This window comes from Bacillus paralicheniformis, from assembly GCF_001042485.2.
GTDB lineage: Bacteria > Bacillota > Bacilli > Bacillales > Bacillaceae > Bacillus > Bacillus paralicheniformis.
In genome coordinates, this window is record NZ_LBMN02000001.1 from 96921 (window position 1) to 115493 (window position 18573).

Genomic DNA, 18573 nt, shown 5'->3' on the forward strand with positions numbered 1-18573 from the left:
ATAGGTGATGCCCTATGACTGAAACCCAACAAAAAGAGCTTGAAGAGGCGAAAAAATTCCTCCGGGTCGATGGTGATCTGGAGGATGATTTAATTCTTGGGTTTATCGCTTCAGCAAAAGAATACATTACATCCGCAACGGGCCTGAAATTTCCTAATAATTCAGCTCGCGCAGATTTGTGTGTAAAGGCTTTTGTAACTCACTGGTATGAAAACCGTGAAATAGCTGGCACAACTTCAAACCTTGATGGAGTTCTGACAACGTTGATCAATCAATTAAAATACACAGTTTCGGAGACTGATGCCGATGCTGAATGACATGCGATATCGAATCAAGTTTCAAAAGAAAAAAGAAGGCGGCCGTCTCCCTGTGGAAGGTGACTATGAAACGGTCGTTGAATGCTGGGCAAAAGCTGAAGGATTAAAAGGCCGGGAATATTATGCGGCCGCTGCCGTCAAGAAGGAAGAAACAGTAAAATTTACGATCCGACACCGTGAAGGTATTGGTAAACATATGCGGATTCTTTTTCAAAACCAATCATATGAAATAGAATCTATCATACCGAACTATTCCCGGAAAAATTTCACCACAATTAGGGCAAAGGCGGTGGAATAATGAAAATCGAAATGGAGATGCAGGGCTTTAAAGAATTAGATTCATATTTATCCTCACTCGCAAGGAAGGATGAAAAAATAAATAAAGCTACTGTAAAAGCTGGGGGCGCTGTTCTTGCGAAGGAAATTAAAAAGAATGCTCCCCGTTCCAATATTGGGGGGAGCCATCCCCACATTGATGAAGATATTATCGTTGGTAATCGTACGAGAAAGGACCCCGATGGTGAGATATATGCAGTGGTTGGTCCTACAAAAGATACGAAGTTCCGTGTCCACTTGCCTGAATTCGGAACCATTCATCAGCCGGCTAACCCGTCTATTCAGCGGAGTATGCTAAGTGCCAATGAGAGGATGCTTCAGGCGATGGCAAGCGTTATAAAAAGAGGGTACAAGCTATGAATGTAGCGGAAAGAGCTTTGCAATTAAAAAATAAAGTATTTGAAGCGCTGGAAACTGATCCGGCGCTTTTATTATTGGCTGATCCTGCAAACATTTTTGAACTTGCGGTGCCGATTGGCATCAAAAGCAAACCAGCTTATATCGTCGTACAGGAATTGGACTACAGAACTACCAAGTGGGCTGATGGAAAGCCGATCAAGGACAGCGCTGTCTATCAAATTGATGTATACAACGATTCATCCTGCGATCAGATTTTGGCTGCCGTTATAGGGGTCATGAATCGAATGGATTTTCAAACAGGAATTTTAATCAATGATTTTTTAAAAGATGAGGGTCTTATTCGGAAGGGACGCCGATTTGAGGCCAATATTTTAATATAATTGGAGGTTTTAGAATGCCTGAATACAGTTCAGTTACCGGATTGGAAGGCGTTAAATTTGCGCCTTTAAAAAAGGAAAATGGCTTTTATGTGGCTACAAAAATTATTGATTACCCTTACGCAATTAACGCGAAGGTCAATACGGAAACATCAACAGAAAAGCAGTATGCAGACAACAAACTGGTGGATATGGCTGTCACGACTGGTTCCACAAAATTGGAGCTTGAAATGCGGGATCTGCCAATGGAAATTTTGGAGGAATTGTTTGGGATAGAAGAAACAGACGGGATCTATATGTTCAAAAAGAATGTTATCGCGCCATGGGTTGCGATGTCTTTCTATGGGCCAAAAGCGAACGGCAAGAATCGCCATGTAGGCTTAGTGAAAGGGCGTTTTTCTCTTCCGGATGATGAATGGAAAACAAAAGAAGAAAAGACTGATTTTCAGACGGTCAAACTTTCTGCTGAATTTATGGAGCGCGAACAAGACAACGCCTATAAAGTATTGGCTGATGAGGACGCACCGAATTTCAATTTGGACAAGTTTTATGAAAAAGTGTTTGGCAATGCTTATAAAAATCCGGACTCAGGCTCTGATAATAAATCCAGCGTAGACATTGGAAAGACAGTATAAAGGGAAGCTCTATGCTTCTTTTTTAAATCTAACAAAATAAAGGAGGAGTCAACATGGCTCAAAAACATATTTCTATTAAATTATGGTTTGAAGAAGAAGGAAAATATAAAACGTTTATTGCTCCCCGTACAAACACAAAGACGTTATTTGAAGCCTTAAAGTTAGATGAGACAGCTTCTAAAGCAAAAAATCTTAAAGAAGTACTCAAAAGCCTTGAGGATCGTATGAAATTCATTGTACGGGTATTTCACAATCAATTTACTTTAGAGGATTTTCAAGAAGGATTACAGTCCTTTGAAGTTTCCGATGAAGTAAGACGAATTATGGGAGAAATCATGGGCTATGAAGAACCAGATGAGGAAGAAGATTTTTTGCCAGCAGCGGAAACGGAGGACTTACAGTTGAAAACGGAATAGAACAGCTCAATGATATATATGCGACCCTTTTAAAACAGGGATGGACCATGACTGAAATTGACGAGATGGATATTTACCATTACTTAGAAGTCCTGGCTCATGAAAATAAACCAAAAGTTGTTCCAATTGATCAAATATTTTTCTAAGACTGGCTTTATCGCCGGTCTTTTTTCGTTGAGTTTATGCCAGGGAAGCGGGGTGGATACATATGGCGCAACCTATCGGAAATATGATTGTTAAAGTAGGCCTTGATGATACTGGCTTTAATCGTGGAATCGAAGGTTTAAAGCGGCAAATGCGTTTAGCGAATTCGGAAATGAAAGCATCTGGTGCAGTTTATAAAGCTGCGGGCAATCAGTCTAAGTTTCTTCAATCGCAAATAGAAGGACTCAATAATAAATACCGCATACAAGGCCGTTTAGTTGATGAGCATCGGGCAAAATACAATAAGCTGGTCAGAGAAAAAGGGCTGGATAATCGAGAAACACAGATACAAGGCCGTCGGCTGAATGATGCAATTGCCGTTCATCAAAGCCTTGGAAATGAACTGCAACGAGTAACAAAACAATTTGAAAATACCACAAACAGCACCCGGCGAGCAGCGAGTGTTTTTTCTGTGTTTAAGCGCAATTCAGGAGAAGTATCTAAAGAGTTAAACGCGGTGTATCAAGCAGCCTCAACCGCTGGAAAGGCTCTTTCTGCTCTCGGTGCAGCGGGATCGTTTGGGATTGGAATGACTGTTAAAGCTGCTGCTGATTTTGAAAAAGCGATGAGCCGTGTCGGTGCTTTAGCAAATGCGACAAACGACCAGATGGCTGATCTTACAAAAACAGCTCGTCATTTAGGGGCAACAACTCAATATACTGATGGCCAAGTTGCAGAAGGTATGCAGTATCTTGCGATGGCCGGATATAAAACAAATCAAATTATTGGGGCTATGCCTGGTCTTCTCGCGACTGCTGCAGCCGGTCAAACAGACCTTGGAGTTACGGCCGATATCGTTTCTGACATTTTGACTGAATTTCATATCAAGGCTGAAGACACAAACCGTGTTGCGGATGCCATGGCGTATACTTTCACCAACTCAAATGCCACCCTGCAAGAGATCGGCCAAACGATGAAATATGCGGCTCCGGCAGCAAAAACGGCAGGACTCAGCATGGAAGAATTAGCAGCAGCGACAGGCATTATGGCAAATAGCGGGATCAAGGCTGATATGGCAGGAACAGCTTTGCGAGCTACACTGACCCGTTTATCATCTCCACCAAAACAAGCTGGAAATGCGATCGATGAATTAGGTTTGAAGGTAACCGATTCGACAGGGAAACTGCGACCACTTGCGGATATTATCGGCCAGATCAATGAGAAAACAAAAGATTATACCGAAACTGAAAAAATTCGAATTGCAAAACAGTTGGCTGGGCAGCATGCGCTTTCCGGGTTTATTACCTTAATGCACGCCGGGAAAGATAAGCTTCAAGAATTCACAAAGGAAATCGAAGGAAGCGGCGGCACAGCTGAAAGAGTAGCCAAAAAGCAAATGGACAACCTGGCTGGCTCTATTGAGTATCTGAAATCTGCGATCAATAACGCTGTTATCACATTAGGAAATCAATTTATCCCTGTCATACGTGCAACCACTGACGGGCTAACCAAATTTGTTACTTGGTTTGATTCATTGCCTCCTTCCGTTGCGCGCACAATTGCAATTACTGGAGGAGCCGTCACTGTATTTTCACTCTTAGGTGGCGCGTTCTTACTGTTGCTTGGTTCTTTGCCAAAGATAGCAGCAGGTTGGAATATGCTTCGGACGGCAAGCGGATATTTAACGCGTAATATTAATCGAGCATCGGGCAGTCTTGGCGTTTATTCTACAGAAGCTATTGCAGCGGGTGCAGCTTCCAGGCAAGCGGCTGCAGGAATGACAACAACATCTGCGGCAGCGGCAGCAGCATCCACACGAATGGGGCGTTTTCATCAGTCAGCCAATCTGGCAACAACCAGAGTCGGGAGGCTTGAACAATCATCCAGCAGAAGTGCTAAAGCCATGCAAGGCCTAGGCGGTGCTTCACGTGTTGCCGGCGTTGGCCTTGGATTGTTTGGCGGGCCAGTTGGTTCAATTGCCGGGCTAATACTTTCATTTGCTCCTGAACTCTTAAAATTCGGAGGAAGTATTTTAAAGGTCGGGGCCAATGCAATTAAAGGCGCTGGCGGCTTTATGAAATTTGCAAAAAGCGGTTTTGGCCTTTTCAACATTCTTAAAAAAGGAGCAGGAGTTGTCGGCCTTTTACGTGGCGGATTGAGCTTGTTAGGCGGTCCAGTTGGTCTTGCTATTACAGGTGTAACGCTTCTTACGGAAGCAGGTATGAACTATTATGACAACCTGAAGAAAAGGGTTCTTCCATCGACTATTGACTTTGGTAAAGGGGTTTCGAAGGCTACTGCAAAAGCTGTGAATGCTTATGAAGATATGAATACAAAAGTCACGGCTAAGCTTGAATATCTCCGCATAACCAATGCAAAAATCACCAAGAAAATAGCGGACGATGTCGCAACACAGTTTACAACGATGGGAGAGACTTTGAAAAAAGGATTCCAAACAAGCGCTGATTCAGCCACCAAGGTATTAAAGGAATTTTATGCTTCCAATGATAAAACCTCAGATAAGGAAGCAGCTAAGATTCTAAATAAAATTGAAGTTGGAAACCAAAAAAAACAAAAGAAAATACAAGGATACGTAGATCGTATTAGTAAGATTTATCGAAACGCCGCAAAAGAACATCGTAAGCTTACGGATAAAGAATATGAAGAAGTTACAAACATTCAAGGGAAAATGCTTGCCGAAATGGAGACGGCTCTTACTCGAAGCAAGGACGAGCAAATTAAAATTTCAAGGAAGCTGAAGGAAGAATCCTCTAACTTATCTGCTAAACAGGCTGCTGCTGTTGTGAAAAATAGTAATAAAGCAAAAGAAAAAACAATAAAAGCAGCCGAAAAGCAGCGCGATTCCGTTATTGCTGCTGCTGATGATCAGTATTATGTAAAAGGCACAATTTCAAAGAAAGAACACGATGACACTGTTGAAAAAGCAAGAAGCCAAGCCAAAAAAACAATTAAGGAAGCAGAAAAGACGCATAAAGGTGTAGTCAAGGAGGCAAAGCTTCAAGCTTATGGACATATTGGTCAGGTTGATTGGGAGACAGGTGAAATTCTTGAGGAATGGAATATTCATCTAAATGATTTAGCTGGGGTAATGAATAAGATCACTGGCTATATTAATAACGTTTTTGAATTTCTTCATATTCCTATTAAGATTCCGGAATGGAAGCCAAAGGGTTATCAAGATACTTCTAAAATGCAAATTGCGCCTGGTGCAAATTATGCGAAAGGTACAGATTTTCACCCTGGAGGAAAAGCGCTTGTCGGTGAAGAAGGATGGGAGTTAGCCCATACACCAGGCATCGGAACGTATGTAGTCGGTATGGGCGGCCCGCAAATCTGGGATCTCCCGCGTGGAACATCTGTACTTCCTCATGATGAGTCAAAAAAACTTGCTGCTTCGGGGATTCCTGGATATGCAGGCGGAGTCGGGAACTTTTTTAAAAAAGCTGCTGAAAGCTCTAAGAAAATGGTCAAAGGAGCTATTTCTTTCGGAAAAAGTGTTGTGGATAAAGTCGGGGATGTTAGTTCAAGTGCTATGGATTTTATAATTAACGGACCAAAAAAATTAATTAAAAAACTATTTAGCGGTCTGATCCCCTACAAAACAGGAAAAGGTATCGATATGTTAGGAACCGGTATACTTAAGACATTAAAAGATGGGACAGCTAAATTCCTGAAAGGAGTCATGCCAGAGTCGTCCACTTTTAAAGGAACTGGTGGTGGAACGAAAGCCGTAAACAAGTGGGTTACAGAGGCTGTTGGTATAGCAGGGGTGCCACTTTCATGGATTCCAGGGCTTGTGACCATCGCCATGAAGGAAAGCGGCGGAAATCCGAACGCCATCAACTTATGGGATTCTAACGCCAAAGCCGGACATCCAAGTCAGGGCTTGATGCAAACGATTCCGTCCACTTTCAATGCCTATAAGTTTCCGGGTCATAATAACATCTTAAATCCTGTAGACAACATTCTTGCAGCCATTAACTATATCAAGGCACGCTATGGAGATATATCAAATCATCCGGGTTTGAAATCAATGGCCCGGGGTGGCGGCTATGTTGGTTATGCAAAAGGAGGTATCTCACCTGGTCGTGGCGGCGCTAAATGGGCCATTTTAAATGAACGGGGGTATGATGAAACAACAATCACGGAAGATCCTTCATACAGGGATCGTAATATTGGGCTATGGGCTCGGATTGGTAGCAAACTTGGCGTACTTCCGGATTTACAGGATGGGATGATTTCAAAAGCACTTCTCCTGCTTCAAAAAGTTTCGGAAAAGCCCAAACAGCAGATACCACCGCCTAATGATTTTTCTGTAGACATCAGCCGTGTTGTAAAGAATCAAGAAAAACAAATCAGTATGATGGCAAAGCAAATTGATTTTCTAAATAAAAATGTACAGCTTTTGCAGGAGATTTTATTAAAGGACAGCAACACATATCTTGATGGCAGAAAAATTGACCAATCAGCCGGGGATCGGTTTACTCGAACTTCATTTATAAACGGGGTGAGATAGTGAAATTATTCCTTGATTACGATAATGGCCTTGGGGAGCAGAGCTTAAAAAGCCTGCTTCCTTTTTTTGAACCTTTAAGCTTCACACCTGAAGCACCGGGGATTGAACGCGAGACAGTTAGCATCCCGAGAATAAACGGAGTTGTCCTTCCACAGCATCCAAGGGATGTCACATATAAAGAAAGAAAAATAACCGTTGAATTTTATTTAAATTCAATCATCGCTGAAAACTTTTATCAATTTAGACGGGAGCTTTACGCGCTTTTAGTTAAGCCGTTTCCCTATTATATCTCGACCGATTTATTGCCGAATCTCCGTTTTCGGGTAACTTGTGATGGGAATTTTAGTATCCCAAAAGAAAAGGAGAAAAACTTTGTAACGTTCACAGTTGAATTTAACAACATCACTGGACTGGCAGAATCGAAATTCACTTCTCTGACAAAGCAAAATTTTGACGGTGAGCATTGGAGCCCAGGCATGAACATTCAAATGCGAGATGATCTGGAATACAGGTTCAAAAATCGAAAGAGGTTTCAGGTTTATAACACTGGTGATGCCTATATCAATCCTTTGGAACATGACTACAATGTGACCTTATGGGCGGCCGGAAAAAATGTGACGATCATCAACCATACAAATGGTGAAAAGCTGAAAATTGAACAGGAAATAAAAAAATCACAGCGTGTTTCTTTTATTAAGCAATACACAGTGATCAATAAAACACCTATCAAAACATCCGGCAGACTCCCGGGACTCGATATAGGAATGAATAAGTTTGAAATCTTGAATACCAATGATTTTGAAATCATATTTGATACCCGTTTCTACTACGCGTAAGGAGCATGCAATATGGCAAACACAGATTTTATAAAGGAAATTGCACCAGACGCCCAAAGAGTCTATAAAAAGTATGATATTCTCGCGTCTCTCATTATTGCTCAAGCCTGTTTAGAGAGCGCATGGGGGACAAGCGGGCTGGTGCAGAAAGGGAAAAACTTATTCGGCATCAAGGGTACTTATAACGGTCAATATGTTCTCATGTGGACGACTGAATATGATAAGAGCGGAAATGCAACCAAAGTACAAGCTCGCTTTCGAAAATATCCATCTTGGTATGAATCGATTCAGGATTTAGCCAAGTTGTATGTGAACGGAACGAGCTGGGATCCGAATCACTATAAAGCTGTAGTCGGCGAAAAAGATTACAAGAAGGCGAGTGCTGCACTTGTAAAAGCTGGTTATGCGACTGACCCCAATTATGCGACAAAGTTGAATAATCTCATTCAAACCTACAAGCTAACACAATATGACACTGTGGGTGGGGTGCCAGAAGGACCTGACGAACCGGAAACACCGATACCTGATCCAGAAATACCAAGCAAGGAATATGACGGGAAAGACATTACACTCAATCAGAATCTGCCGTCAGATACCGATTTCCCACAGCTTCATGTGTCAACAAAAGACGGAAAAAAGGTTGTGGAAATAACGGGTGTGTCAGTTGATCTGACAGACGATACGACAGGTAAGAAGAGTTTTACCTTCACTATCACAAAAACGCAGGAGAACGGCACAGAATTTGATTTATTGGTGGACGATAACATACTTTATCTGGATGAGAAAAAATTTAAACACCAAAAATATTACATTACGGGTGTCGAACTTCATCAAGAGAAAAATGTTATTAGTAAAACCGTTACAGCAAGCCACATATTCACTGTGCTGCTTATTAACAACAGGATTCATGAAACTGTATCAAAGAAATTAAGATTGAGAGATGCGCTTGATTTTGCGCTGAAGAATACAGACTTCAAATATATTTTTAAGACGCCTGAGAGTGAATTTGAATCAGCAGATCAAGAAAATTTCGGTGATAAAAACTCGACAGAGCTAATGGATGAAATCATTGAGGATTATGGGATTGAAATAGACGTGGATAATTACAAAATTTATATCTACAAAAAGATGGGGAAACGGATTAATTTCACCCTAGATTCGCGCTATAATATGCCCGGCATTTCAATTACAACAAACTCGCAAAACAGTACAACACGTGCCTGGGGATACGGGGCCTTAAAAAAGGGGAGCAGTACTGATGACAAAAACCCTCAGTACGAGTTTGAGCCTATTTTATACATTCATCCAGACGAAAAGAAATTCTTGATTGAAGGGAAGCCACGCTGGGCTGAACCGATCAGGGATGAGCGCTATAAAAAAGCCAGCAGTATGATTTCTGCATTAAAAAGGCATGTGAATCCATATCCGGAAATGACGGTAGAAGCTGATTTCCAAAAAATCTATGAGCCGAAGCTTTTAGAGATCGAGCAAGATTTCTGGAAAGGCGACACCATCCATGTCTTGGCTGATACGGCTGATGGTATCACATTTGAAGATAATGTGAGACTTGTGTCCATCCAGTACAACCCTCTGAACCCATACAGCAGTCCGAAATTGACGTTTGCGAACTTCCGCAAAGATATCCAAAGCATAAATGTGGATCAAGCGAAAAGGCTTAGAGATCAAAAACGATATATTGACCAGCTTTTCAAAACGCTCAGGTAGGCGTTTTTTATTTTGCCAAAAAGGGAGTGATGAACATGTTGCGGCTGATTAAGCACTATAATAAAACCCGTAATTCACTTTATGAATCCCAGCTAAGTGAAGATATGCAATCCATAGAAAATGCCTTGAATGATCACGATTATAATTTGAAAAGACATGAGTCTTCCAGAGCCGCCCACACGTCGGAACAAATCGACCACGGCGGCTTTACTGTTGGAAACCGTCTGAAAAATTTATCAGCACGCTTTGCCAACCTAGTCACAAATCACGACGGTTCAGATGTCAAAGAAGTAGTGGACGCCCGGGTGACAACTGACGGAGAAATTGCTCAAACATTGAAAGATCGCCTGGACTTAGAATTTAATAGACTCGCACAAAAAATAAAGCGCACTGTGTATGTAGATGACTTTGGGGCCGTTCCGGACGGAAAAACCGACAGCACTGAGGCTTTCAAAAAGGCTTTAGGGAATGGTCGGGTGCGAATTGAGTTAAGTGCCGGTACTTATATTGTGAAAGGCATCAAGCTCCCATCCTGGACGTACTTGATTGGAAAGGGAAAAGGTATCACGACCATCAAGCTTCATGAGAATACGCCCGCCAGTGAATGGGTGATTACAAATGCAGACTATGAGCAGGGAAACAGAAATATTTTTGTGCAGGGGATGTCGCTTGATTGGAATCCGAATAGACAAGGCGGAGTTCGGGCGACTGGCGGGCAACATTCCAGCTGCTTAACATTTGCCAATGTTAAATATGGCTGGGTGAAAGATGTTGAGGCGATAAACCCAGGGCTGCACGGTTTTGATATTACAGCTCCTACTTATGATCATTTGCCAACAACCGATTATACGAAGAACGGGAGTCGTTATATATGGCTAGACAATTGCGTTGCATACGGATATGGCGACGATGGGATTACCACACATTACAGCGAATATATTTTCATATCCAATTCACATTGTGTTTATCCAAGCGGCAAAGCTCATAAACAGGGGGAGTCCAATTCCAACGGTATTGAAATTGACGACGGTTCAAAGCACGCCTGGATACTGAATTGCTATTCTGAGGGAAATGTCAGGGGCGTGGAGGTTAAAGCTCATGCCAAATGGCCGGCTGCTCAAAATGTCCATGTTATCGGTCATGTGTCTTATCGTGATGTGCGGTCATACGATATCCGTCATATCGGCCATCATTTAGCATCTGACCCTGAAAGCACGACAGCTTACGGTGTCACATTAACAGATTGCACGGCGATTGAACCGGTATTTAATTCCTTGTATAAGGACCTTTCACCGCGTGCGCTTGTCATTTCTGCCTATAAAAATGTCGTGGTAAGCGGCTTTACAGCCATCGGTGATCCTTCATACGATTATAAAAATTATCCCGCTATCGCACTGCAATATCGCAGCCGAAACATCTCACTCAATGGAATTCAAGTGCGTGGGTTTAAGAAAGCTGAAGCGGATATCCGTCTTTTTGGTGGCAACCAGCGGACTGACAATGTTAATATCTCGAACTTCACTTTTTATAAATCGGCCAAAAGCGGCATCGTGATTGGCGGGGGAGTATATAACGTTAACATCAACAATGGGATCATGACAGGGGACAAGGGTGCTTATGGCATCACCTCACCAAACAGCCAAGCGAATATTGTGGGTGTTTATGCAGAGGGTTATGATTACTCGGCGATGATTAAAGGCCAAAAGTATAACTATGTGCCAAACAACTTAAAAGGCGGAACGAGGGTTGCCACAACTTCAGGATATGCGACATCAGAGACTGGTTTTCTTGCGGCTTCTTCCGGTGATCCTGTCGCTTCCGGAGAGGCTTCAGCTGTCATCGGATCAACCGGCGGATGTAAGGCACAGGGTACGCGGAATGTGGTGATCGGTTCTTCTGAAAGATCGACCGCAACAAAAGACGGAAGCCGGTCTGTCATCGGATCATCAAATAATGTCAGGATTGAGGGGGACGGAGTATCCCGGACAATTTTATCCTCACAAGCTGTCATAAATAATAAGAGCTATACAGTGGCGCTTGGATATGGCACCGGGAGCCCATCGGCTTCAAATAAAAAAGTAGAGCTAAACGCAAAGGCTGGCAATGTTTTAGGAACCGGTCGTATTGAAAGTGTTTCCGACTTAAAGGACTTGGCTGAATACTTTGAATCCAAAGACGGCAGCAAGATTGATTCCGGTTACCTGGTAACGTTGGACGGCGATAAAATTAGGAAAGCAGAAAAAGGTGAAAAGGTTTTAGGCGTTATTTCAGAGACGGCTGGCGTCATTATGGGCGGCGCAGCTTTTTATTGGAATGATCGCTATTTAAGAAATGAGTTCGGCGGGATCATCTATGAAGAAATCGACGTTGAATCAGAAGACAAAGACGGTAATGTGGTGATTCAAAAAGAACTCGTTCCGAAAGAAAACCCACATTACGATCCGGATGTAGAATATATTCCGCGAGAAGAGCGGGACGAGTGGCATGTTGTAGGGCTGGTCGGCCAGGTCTATGTCAGGATTGATGATACGGTCCAGGCAGGAGACAGCATCGTGCCCACAGGTGGAATTGGCACTAAATCAGAAGACGGAACAGGCTTTTATGTGATGCGTATCAAGCAGCCTTACTCTCATCAAAAAGGATATGGTGTCGCCCTGGTCTTTATGTATCCGCAGCTGTAAAGGAGGCTCATTGATGATTTATAAACAAGGTGGTATATCACTTGATATAAACGCGCGGAAATCGAGCGCACAATCAACCAACATCCAATTTTTCACCCAGGATACGGGCAGCGCAAAGCTGTCCTTTTCTTTTACAAAAGACGGCGTTCCATTGCCCCTTTCGGCGGTAGACGCCAAAATTGTCCTTCTGTATGCGGATGACTCGTTTTATAAACGCAGCCTGACGCTGACGGACAAGGTAAACGGGAAAGCCGAATATGTTTTGTCTGACGAAGAACTCAAGCATTACGGCGAAGTTAAGGCCGAAATCAAGCTTTATTATACGAATGGTCAGGCGCTTGCGACAGTCTTTTTTACCTTCTACATCGAGAAAACTCTCGAAGATCAAAACATTGTGCCTGTTGCGGAGTATTATGTTGACGATTTTGAAACGCTCCGGGCTGGCATTAACAAAACGGTGGCGGAGATCAGCCAAACTCTTGATGAGATCAAAGCAAAATTTGCGGAGTTTGAAAATATTGAAACAAAAAACGGGGCGACGGAAAAGGCGAATAAGGCTGAAGCGAATGCCAAGGAATACACGGACAAAGCGGCAGTAAGCGCGAAGGAATACACAGACACTCATGCCACAAACACGGATATTCATATCACGGCAGCGGAGCGTGATAAATGGAATGAGGCGGAGTCCCGGGCTGAGTCTCATGCAAATAATAAGACAATTCATGTGACGACTGCCGAACGTACCAAATGGAACAATGCTCAACTGTATAAATTGACACAAGATAATGGAGTGCGAATCCTTATTCCTGATGGTACTGATTTATTAACTTTGCCACCTGGCTTTTATTACGGTATCAATAACAGACTGCCTAATAACCCTGCGCCTGATGATGCTGGATGGTTCAATTATGACATTATGGATGGAAACTCTGGAAGAAAAACAATTATAGCCACAGCAAGTTACCACAATAAGATGTGGTTCGCGACCATCCATACAAATGGTGACTTTAGGGGTTGGAAAAGAATATTAACTTCCACTGACTTTGAACCTGTCTGGACTGAAGTTCCTTTAAAAAACGGTGCGAAACATGGGGCTAGAAAAGTTATGTGTGCGGTGGTTGGCGGTTTTCTGTGTTTAAAAGGCGAGATCATTACCAATAGAGGCGTGATCTTTGGGACGCTACCAGCTTCTTATAGACCTGACCAGCTCCGCAGCAGACTTGTTCCTATATTCGGTACAACAGGGATGACCAAATTGTATATCGAAACAAACGGAAATATGAGGCTGGAGGGGCAAATCGCTGATAAGTCCGACAACATAACTTCTTATGGTTTGGACGAAATTATTCCCCTGTAGGAGAGATAAGTCATGAAAAACATTTTTAAATATGACAAAGAGACGTTCTTATTGATTGATAATGATATTATTCAGCCTGATGATCAAGGGAACTATGAAATCCCGGATGGATGGACGGACATTCCATTTGACCCGGGTTTATACCTTCCGAAATTTTATCCGGACGAAAAGGTCTGGAAGGAGACGGCTACAAAAGAGTACATTGAAAGCTTGCAGCCTCCGGAGCCTGAAGCGAGTGAAATTGAGCTGCTAAAAAAGCAAAACGCTTTACTCTCTTATCAATTGGCCCGTCTTCAAAAAGAAGTTGCATCATTGAAAGGTGATGGTTCTTCATGATGTATCCAGACTTTGCGGCTATTAAGCAGTTTTATGATTGGGGTTGTTATGATGATGACTCAATCATGAGAGATTACGTAGATTGGGGCCATATTACTCCGGCAGAATACGAAGAAATAACAGGCCGGAGTTATGACAAACCCGCCGTCTGTGTGGATTTAGGAATGACAAGCGCCCAATAAGGGTGTTTTTATTTTGCCTCAAAGGAGGTGAAAACGATGTGAGAACAGGAGGATTTCAGGACATGCCACAACCCAATGATTTTGATGTTTTACAAAAAGAAATCGCAGAAATCAAAGCAGATCAAAAAACACAGGATCAGCGGATCACTACCCTCGAAAGAACGACTGACCGACATGATCAGCAGATTATCTCTATCAATGAAAAGCTGAACAAGATCGAAGAAAACACAACTTGGATCAAGCGCAGTATCACCGGCGCGATCATTACAGCGGTCAGCACCGGCATCATTGGCGGCGCAATCGCTGTTTTTTATAATCTACTGCAGAAATAAGGAGGAAAACACAATATGAAAAACTTTGACAAAGGCACGGTCGTCCGGACGGTGCTTCTTTTTATTGCATTGGTAAACCAGACTTTAATCATGTTTGGAAAGGCAGCTTTGCCGATCAGCGAGGACCAGGTCAATACGCTGGCCGACGCTTTGTATTTGGCCGGCTCTGCGGCATTCACCATCATTACGTCTTTGGTCGCTTGGTATAAAAACAACTATGTCACTGACAAAGGAAAGCAGCAAAAAGAAGTTCTAAAACAAAAAGGGTTAACGAAATGAGGTTGCCGGCTGGCAGCCTTTTTTATTTAAAACAAAATAGGAGTGGTTCAGATGGTTAAAGTTGTGAAGAATTATGTGAAAGTCAATCAATATACTCGGCCAGGGTTGAAGTTGGCAGGAGTGAAAGGGATTGTCATGCACTGGACGGCCACGCCTGGCGCGTCCGCACTGAATGAGCGAAATTATTTCAATGGCACGTGTATTGCAGACAAACGATATGCGTCATCCCATTATTTTGTGGATCGAAAAGAAGCGCAATTAATTATTCCTGAAAATGAAGTCGCCTATCACGCCCATGATCAAAACCGCTGTTATGTCAGCTTTTTAAAACCAAACGCTAACACAACGGCAATCGGTGTTGAAATGTGCGTCGAAAAAGACGGCAAGATTCACAGCGAAACCGTTAAAAATGCTGCTGAATTGGTCGCTGATTTGTGCAAGCGTTACGGCCTTTCTACAGATAAGATTGTGCGGCATTATGATGTGACAAATAAAAGCTGTCCGACTCCCTGGGTGAGGGATGCAAGCCAGCTGACGACATTCAGGAAAAAAGTCGATAGCTTGCTTGGAAAGAAGACGGTTTCCAAAACAACACCAGATAAAAAGTCATCATCCTCAAGCAAAAAGCAAACGAGCAAAAAATACACGCTGCCGTCCGGCATCTATAAAGTGAAAAGCCCGCTGATGAAAGGAACGGCTGTCCGTCAGATTCAAGAGGCTTTAGCTGCCCTCTATTTCTATCCAGACAAAGAGGCGAAGAATAACGGCATAGATGGCTATTACGGGCCGAAAACGGCAAACGCAGTCAAACGGTTCCAACTGATGCACGGGCTGTCTGCCGACGGCATTTACGGGCCGAAGACAAAGGCGAAAATTGAAGCTTTATTGAAGTAATCAAAAGGCCCTCTTTCAAGAGGGCTTAGATTTTATAAATTCTAACTTGTCAATTGTTATTCATCACTATCCATCTCCCATATTTTCTGACCGTCTGTTAAATATACTGCACTTGGTGTATCTTCATAAAGTGAAATTTCAATTAAGGAACTTTCTCCTTGTCTTAACCAATCATATACACCACAATCTTTATTAGTGGGTTGGGATAAAATATTATTTACTTGAAATGCGACTGCGTCATATTCTATATAATTGACATCATCATCGTCCAATCCGTTGTCTGTTTCATAGAGTGTGTCAGGTTCTCCAATAACCTTTAATCCACTTTTCCATTCTATTATCAAATCGTTATTTTTATACTTTCTTAATGCTGAAATTAAAGGATCATATCCCATTTATATCCTCCTCAGTTAAGGTTTTAAAGGCTCTGAAGGTACTATATGAGCGCCGTTTTTGCTGTAATGTATCAAACCTCTAGTAGTCTCCACATACTTACCAGTATCTTTATCATAGAATTTTCCTATTACTTTGCCAAAGTCTACTCTCTCTTTGACCCCATTTTTTAACAGAGTGCCTTTTCCTGCAAACTTATCTAGCAATTCTTGTGCCGTTTTATTATCTCCGTAGAAGATGCTTTTGTTTTTACGACCATTAGCTATTTCTTGTTTGTAGTTTGGTGTTCCAGGAATATGTTTTTCTTGAGCTCCTGGTTTTACTTTTGCAGGGAAACCATGCACTTCGCGATACGGACCTTTTGGTACGGATTGTTTGCCGTAGGAAGGTGTTTTATCTACCTTCGCAAGTTTCTTTCCCGCTTCTTCACCTTTAAATAACTTGAAGCCGCGCTTTCCGTATTTAAATGCCTTTCCAAAAGGTGTGACACTCAATCCGGCCATCAAACGATCCCCATTACCTTTAACGATTTCGCCTGTCGCAAGGTCATATCCAAACGCTGCTCTTACTGCATCATACACACCTGTAAATTCCATCGCCGTATCGAAATTTTTATTAAAATCGCTTTTTTCCACATTCTCTGGAAGGGTGTAGGCGGGTTCTATCTTGACGATTGTATCGCCGTCTATGTATGCCCGGTAAAGCGTATCGTTAAATACTCTATAATCTTTTTTCAGTTCATTCAATTCCTCTTGGGTGTACTCTTTCTTGGAAACCTTTTGTGTCGCCAATTTTTTTAATCGGTCTGGATCGGCGATAGTGTTAGTGTCCACATCTTCTTTGTCTCCGACTTTTTTCAACATGGCACCCATCGCTGTTTCTTGATTTCCACTCAGGGTATCCATCTCATCCGGCTTTAAAATCGCGCCTTTTTGGTAACCTGTGATTTCAATTTTAGGGCCGGTATACATCTTTTCGAGCCGCGCCATGTATCTCTGCATCGTCTCAAGATCGTTTTCAGCCGTTTTGAGGGCGTTGGTTTGCTCGCGGTCAAACGCATGCAGCTTTTCAAGAGTCGTGCTGATTTCCTTTAACGCTTTCTGATTTTGTTCATGAAAACCGCTGTCATTCAAATCCGGTAAGTCGACGATATGGCTGACTTTTGCGATCGTGGCGTTGGCCTTAGAAACCAAATGTTTTGTTGTGCGATCAGCGGCATTTAAGCCATTCTCCAACTCGTGTTCGAGAAAGGACTGTGAAATAAATCCGTTATGGTTTGGTTCCAGGGAATTCAGCGCGCTTTTCATTTTCTTCAGCGTGGAACTGTATTCCTCTATGAAAGTATCATAAAACTGAAGAAAAGGGGTGTGACATTCCTCGTAAAAGGCGCGGATCGCGTCGCCGCCTTTTCCTTTTAAAGCATCATCAAGTGATGTGATCCCTTCAACGGCCTTTTTGACCTTGGCGAATTCGTCTGATTGTTGTTTTAATTGTTCGAGCGTTTGATCAATTGCATGGTGCAGCGCTTGAACATCCAGCGTCTTCATGGCATTCTCCTCTAATCCTTTTGGTTACAATCAGTATAGATTTTACCACTATACGGAAACCAGTTGGGGAATAAATCCTGTTCATCCACGAAAATGAATCGATTTACATAGATAATTAAGACTAGATATTTCAGTAATCTATTGACCGTTGTAAATAGATTTGGTATAATTAAAATATAGAAAGGAGGTGCTAAAGTGGACGAGGTAAGAAACTGGATTCTTGCCACTGCTGGAGTGGTGACCATATTCAAACACATTTATGATATATGGCAAAACGAAAGCAAAAAAAGAGGCAAGAAAAAGAAAAAGCGCTCCCGCCGGGTAAGCAAGAAGCGCTAAACATAGTGAGCGAGAGAAGGGGAGAAATCCCCTTGCTCTCCAATTCATTATATCACGTCCACAAATTATGAAACAATATTTTAAGCATTACAGCTCATTAGACATGGCAACTATGCTCATCCTAATAGCGGGCATTTTTGCAATTGATTTTGAAAAAGTCGGTACTCTGGGGAAAATCACAGGCATCATTTTATACCTGGCTGTGATAGTTACACTGTTAAAAGGATTAATTATGATTTGGAGCGAAAAAAGGCATGAAGGAAAACGAAAAAATTAAATTTATCCATGATGAAGTTTTGACAGCTGCAGAAGCAGGCGAGCTCCTCGGGGTTACAAGGCAGCGTTTAAGTGCATTGGTGACTTCCGGGAAGCTAAAGCCTGTGAAGAAGGTTGGTACAGTTAGCTTGTTTCTCCGTGATCATGTGGAGGCTCAAAAGAAAGAACTTGAAGCTGGCCGGAAAAAATATCGGCCGTATGATGAATAAGGTAAAACACAATGCTTTTCCGTTCTTTTTTTTCGATAAATTTATGCAAAATTCGACAACTGTTA

Annotated in this window: 20 protein-coding genes; 18 read left to right on the plus strand and 2 right to left on the minus strand. The window is 42.3% G+C overall.

All coding sequences use genetic code 11. From position 1 onward, the window contains the following. The first annotated feature begins 14 nt into the window (after nucleotides 1–14). The 16 genes from ACH97_RS00530 to ACH97_RS00605 all read left to right on the plus strand — a co-directional run bounded on the left by ACH97_RS00530 (nucleotide 15) and on the right by ACH97_RS00605 (nucleotide 15744). Entirely contained in the window at nucleotides 15–317 is a 303-nt protein-coding gene (locus ACH97_RS00530; protein ID WP_003185351.1) for a head-tail connector protein, read from the plus strand. Then, nucleotides 307–615 carry a phage head closure protein gene (locus ACH97_RS00535; RefSeq protein ID WP_003185349.1) on the plus strand — a complete coding sequence of 103 codons (309 nt, stop codon included), beginning with the start codon at nucleotides 307–309 and terminating at the stop codon, nucleotides 613–615. The genes ACH97_RS00530 and ACH97_RS00535 overlap by 11 nt, the downstream gene beginning before the upstream one ends. After that, entirely contained in the window at nucleotides 615–1013 is a 399-nt protein-coding gene (locus tag ACH97_RS00540) for an HK97-gp10 family putative phage morphogenesis protein (protein WP_003185346.1), read from the plus strand. The genes ACH97_RS00535 and ACH97_RS00540 overlap by 1 nt, the downstream gene beginning before the upstream one ends. Continuing rightward, entirely contained in the window at nucleotides 1010–1393 is a 384-nt protein-coding gene (locus ACH97_RS00545; protein ID WP_003185344.1) for a hypothetical protein, read from the plus strand. The genes ACH97_RS00540 and ACH97_RS00545 overlap by 4 nt, the downstream gene beginning before the upstream one ends. A 14-nt stretch (nucleotides 1394–1407) precedes the next feature. After that, a complete protein-coding gene (locus tag ACH97_RS00550; RefSeq protein ID WP_003185341.1) occupies nucleotides 1408–2025 on the plus strand; it encodes a major tail protein in 618 nt (205 codons plus the stop codon). 53 nt (nucleotides 2026–2078) lie between these two features. After that, complete coding sequence (gene gpG, locus ACH97_RS00555) at nucleotides 2079–2441, plus strand: phage tail assembly chaperone G (protein WP_003185339.1); 363 nt, start codon at nucleotides 2079–2081, stop codon at nucleotides 2439–2441. 208 nt (nucleotides 2442–2649) lie between these two features. Beyond that, nucleotides 2650–7122 carry a phage tail tape measure protein gene (locus tag ACH97_RS00560; RefSeq protein WP_048350600.1) on the plus strand — a complete coding sequence of 1491 codons (4473 nt, stop codon included), beginning with the start codon at nucleotides 2650–2652 and terminating at the stop codon, nucleotides 7120–7122. Beyond that, nucleotides 7122–7958, plus strand: a complete 837-nt coding sequence (locus ACH97_RS00565) for a phage tail family protein (protein WP_003185333.1) — start codon at nucleotides 7122–7124, stop codon at nucleotides 7956–7958. The genes ACH97_RS00560 and ACH97_RS00565 overlap by 1 nt, the downstream gene beginning before the upstream one ends. A gap of 12 nt (nucleotides 7959–7970) precedes the next feature. Next, nucleotides 7971–9683: a phage tail protein gene (locus ACH97_RS00570; RefSeq protein WP_003185331.1), complete on the plus strand. Its 1713-nt coding sequence runs from the start codon at nucleotides 7971–7973 to the stop codon at nucleotides 9681–9683. Nucleotides 9684–9718: 35 nt separating this feature from the next. Next, nucleotides 9719–12364: a peptidase G2 autoproteolytic cleavage domain-containing protein gene (locus tag ACH97_RS00575; RefSeq protein ID WP_048350599.1), complete on the plus strand. Its 2646-nt coding sequence runs from the start codon at nucleotides 9719–9721 to the stop codon at nucleotides 12362–12364. A gap of 13 nt (nucleotides 12365–12377) precedes the next feature. Then, complete coding sequence (locus ACH97_RS00580) at nucleotides 12378–13721, plus strand: phage baseplate upper protein (protein WP_173636660.1); 1344 nt, start codon at nucleotides 12378–12380, stop codon at nucleotides 13719–13721. Nucleotides 13722–13733: 12 nt separating this feature from the next. Then, nucleotides 13734–14057: a bZIP transcription factor gene (locus ACH97_RS00585; protein ID WP_003185326.1), complete on the plus strand. Its 324-nt coding sequence runs from the start codon at nucleotides 13734–13736 to the stop codon at nucleotides 14055–14057. Next, entirely contained in the window at nucleotides 14054–14239 is a 186-nt protein-coding gene (locus ACH97_RS00590) for an XkdX family protein (protein WP_003185324.1), read from the plus strand. Before ACH97_RS00585 ends, ACH97_RS00590 begins: the two co-directional genes overlap by 4 nt. Before the next feature lie 62 nt (nucleotides 14240–14301). Beyond that, the gene (locus ACH97_RS00595) at nucleotides 14302–14571 is read left to right on the plus strand and encodes a hemolysin XhlA family protein (protein WP_009327757.1); all 270 of its coding nucleotides are present in this window, start codon (nucleotides 14302–14304) and stop codon (nucleotides 14569–14571) included. Between the two features lie 15 nt (nucleotides 14572–14586). After that, nucleotides 14587–14850 carry a phage holin gene (locus ACH97_RS00600; protein ID WP_048407349.1) on the plus strand — a complete coding sequence of 88 codons (264 nt, stop codon included), beginning with the start codon at nucleotides 14587–14589 and terminating at the stop codon, nucleotides 14848–14850. A gap of 51 nt (nucleotides 14851–14901) precedes the next feature. Further along, nucleotides 14902–15744, plus strand: a complete 843-nt coding sequence (locus tag ACH97_RS00605) for a peptidoglycan recognition protein family protein (protein ID WP_048350118.1) — start codon at nucleotides 14902–14904, stop codon at nucleotides 15742–15744. 56 nt (nucleotides 15745–15800) lie between these two features. Here the strand turns inward: ACH97_RS00605 and ACH97_RS00610 are convergent, their stop codons facing one another. Both ACH97_RS00610 and ACH97_RS00615 read right to left on the minus strand, forming a co-directional pair. Continuing rightward, nucleotides 15801–16139: a hypothetical protein gene (locus tag ACH97_RS00610; RefSeq protein WP_011198300.1), complete on the minus strand. Its 339-nt coding sequence runs from the start codon at nucleotides 16137–16139 to the stop codon at nucleotides 15801–15803. A gap of 15 nt (nucleotides 16140–16154) precedes the next feature. After that, entirely contained in the window at nucleotides 16155–17684 is a 1530-nt protein-coding gene (locus ACH97_RS00615) for a T7SS effector LXG polymorphic toxin (RefSeq protein ID WP_048350119.1), read from the minus strand. A gap of 195 nt (nucleotides 17685–17879) precedes the next feature. Between ACH97_RS00615 and ACH97_RS23650 the strand changes: the two genes are divergently transcribed. Together ACH97_RS23650 and ACH97_RS00620 are read left to right on the plus strand one after the other, a co-directional pair. Then, nucleotides 17880–18023 carry a hypothetical protein gene (locus tag ACH97_RS23650; RefSeq protein WP_021837703.1) on the plus strand — a complete coding sequence of 48 codons (144 nt, stop codon included), beginning with the start codon at nucleotides 17880–17882 and terminating at the stop codon, nucleotides 18021–18023. A gap of 254 nt (nucleotides 18024–18277) precedes the next feature. Continuing rightward, the gene (locus ACH97_RS00620; protein WP_048350120.1) at nucleotides 18278–18508 is read left to right on the plus strand and encodes a helix-turn-helix domain-containing protein; all 231 of its coding nucleotides are present in this window, start codon (nucleotides 18278–18280) and stop codon (nucleotides 18506–18508) included. Nucleotides 18509–18573 lie beyond the last annotated feature (65 nt).

Bases quoted from the DNA above. Each gene is read 5' to 3' on its own strand.
- ACH97_RS00570 (WP_003185331.1), top strand. From the start codon at position 7,971: ATGGCAAACACAGATTTTATAAAGGAAATTGCACCAGACGCCCAAAGA.
- ACH97_RS00610 (WP_011198300.1), bottom strand. From the start codon at position 16,139: ATGGGATATGATCCTTTAATTTCAGCATTAAGAAAGTATAAAAATAAC.
- ACH97_RS00600 (WP_048407349.1), top strand. From the start codon at position 14,587: ATGAAAAACTTTGACAAAGGCACGGTCGTCCGGACGGTGCTTCTTTTT.
- ACH97_RS00590 (WP_003185324.1), top strand. From the start codon at position 14,054: ATGATGTATCCAGACTTTGCGGCTATTAAGCAGTTTTATGATTGGGGT.
- ACH97_RS00535 (WP_003185349.1), top strand. From the start codon at position 307: ATGCTGAATGACATGCGATATCGAATCAAGTTTCAAAAGAAAAAAGAA.
- ACH97_RS00595 (WP_009327757.1), top strand. From the start codon at position 14,302: ATGCCACAACCCAATGATTTTGATGTTTTACAAAAAGAAATCGCAGAA.
- ACH97_RS00540 (WP_003185346.1), top strand. From the start codon at position 615: ATGAAAATCGAAATGGAGATGCAGGGCTTTAAAGAATTAGATTCATAT.
- ACH97_RS00575 (WP_048350599.1), top strand. From the start codon at position 9,719: ATGTTGCGGCTGATTAAGCACTATAATAAAACCCGTAATTCACTTTAT.
- ACH97_RS00530 (WP_003185351.1), top strand. From the start codon at position 15: ATGACTGAAACCCAACAAAAAGAGCTTGAAGAGGCGAAAAAATTCCTC.
- ACH97_RS00615 (WP_048350119.1), bottom strand. From the start codon at position 17,684: ATGAAGACGCTGGATGTTCAAGCGCTGCACCATGCAATTGATCAAACG.
- ACH97_RS00580 (WP_173636660.1), top strand. From the start codon at position 12,378: ATGATTTATAAACAAGGTGGTATATCACTTGATATAAACGCGCGGAAA.
- ACH97_RS00545 (WP_003185344.1), top strand. From the start codon at position 1,010: ATGAATGTAGCGGAAAGAGCTTTGCAATTAAAAAATAAAGTATTTGAA.
- ACH97_RS00585 (WP_003185326.1), top strand. From the start codon at position 13,734: ATGAAAAACATTTTTAAATATGACAAAGAGACGTTCTTATTGATTGAT.
- ACH97_RS00550 (WP_003185341.1), top strand. From the start codon at position 1,408: ATGCCTGAATACAGTTCAGTTACCGGATTGGAAGGCGTTAAATTTGCG.
- ACH97_RS00620 (WP_048350120.1), top strand. From the start codon at position 18,278: ATGAAGGAAAACGAAAAAATTAAATTTATCCATGATGAAGTTTTGACA.
- ACH97_RS00605 (WP_048350118.1), top strand. From the start codon at position 14,902: ATGGTTAAAGTTGTGAAGAATTATGTGAAAGTCAATCAATATACTCGG.
- gpG (WP_003185339.1), top strand. From the start codon at position 2,079: ATGGCTCAAAAACATATTTCTATTAAATTATGGTTTGAAGAAGAAGGA.
- ACH97_RS00560 (WP_048350600.1), top strand. From the start codon at position 2,650: ATGGCGCAACCTATCGGAAATATGATTGTTAAAGTAGGCCTTGATGAT.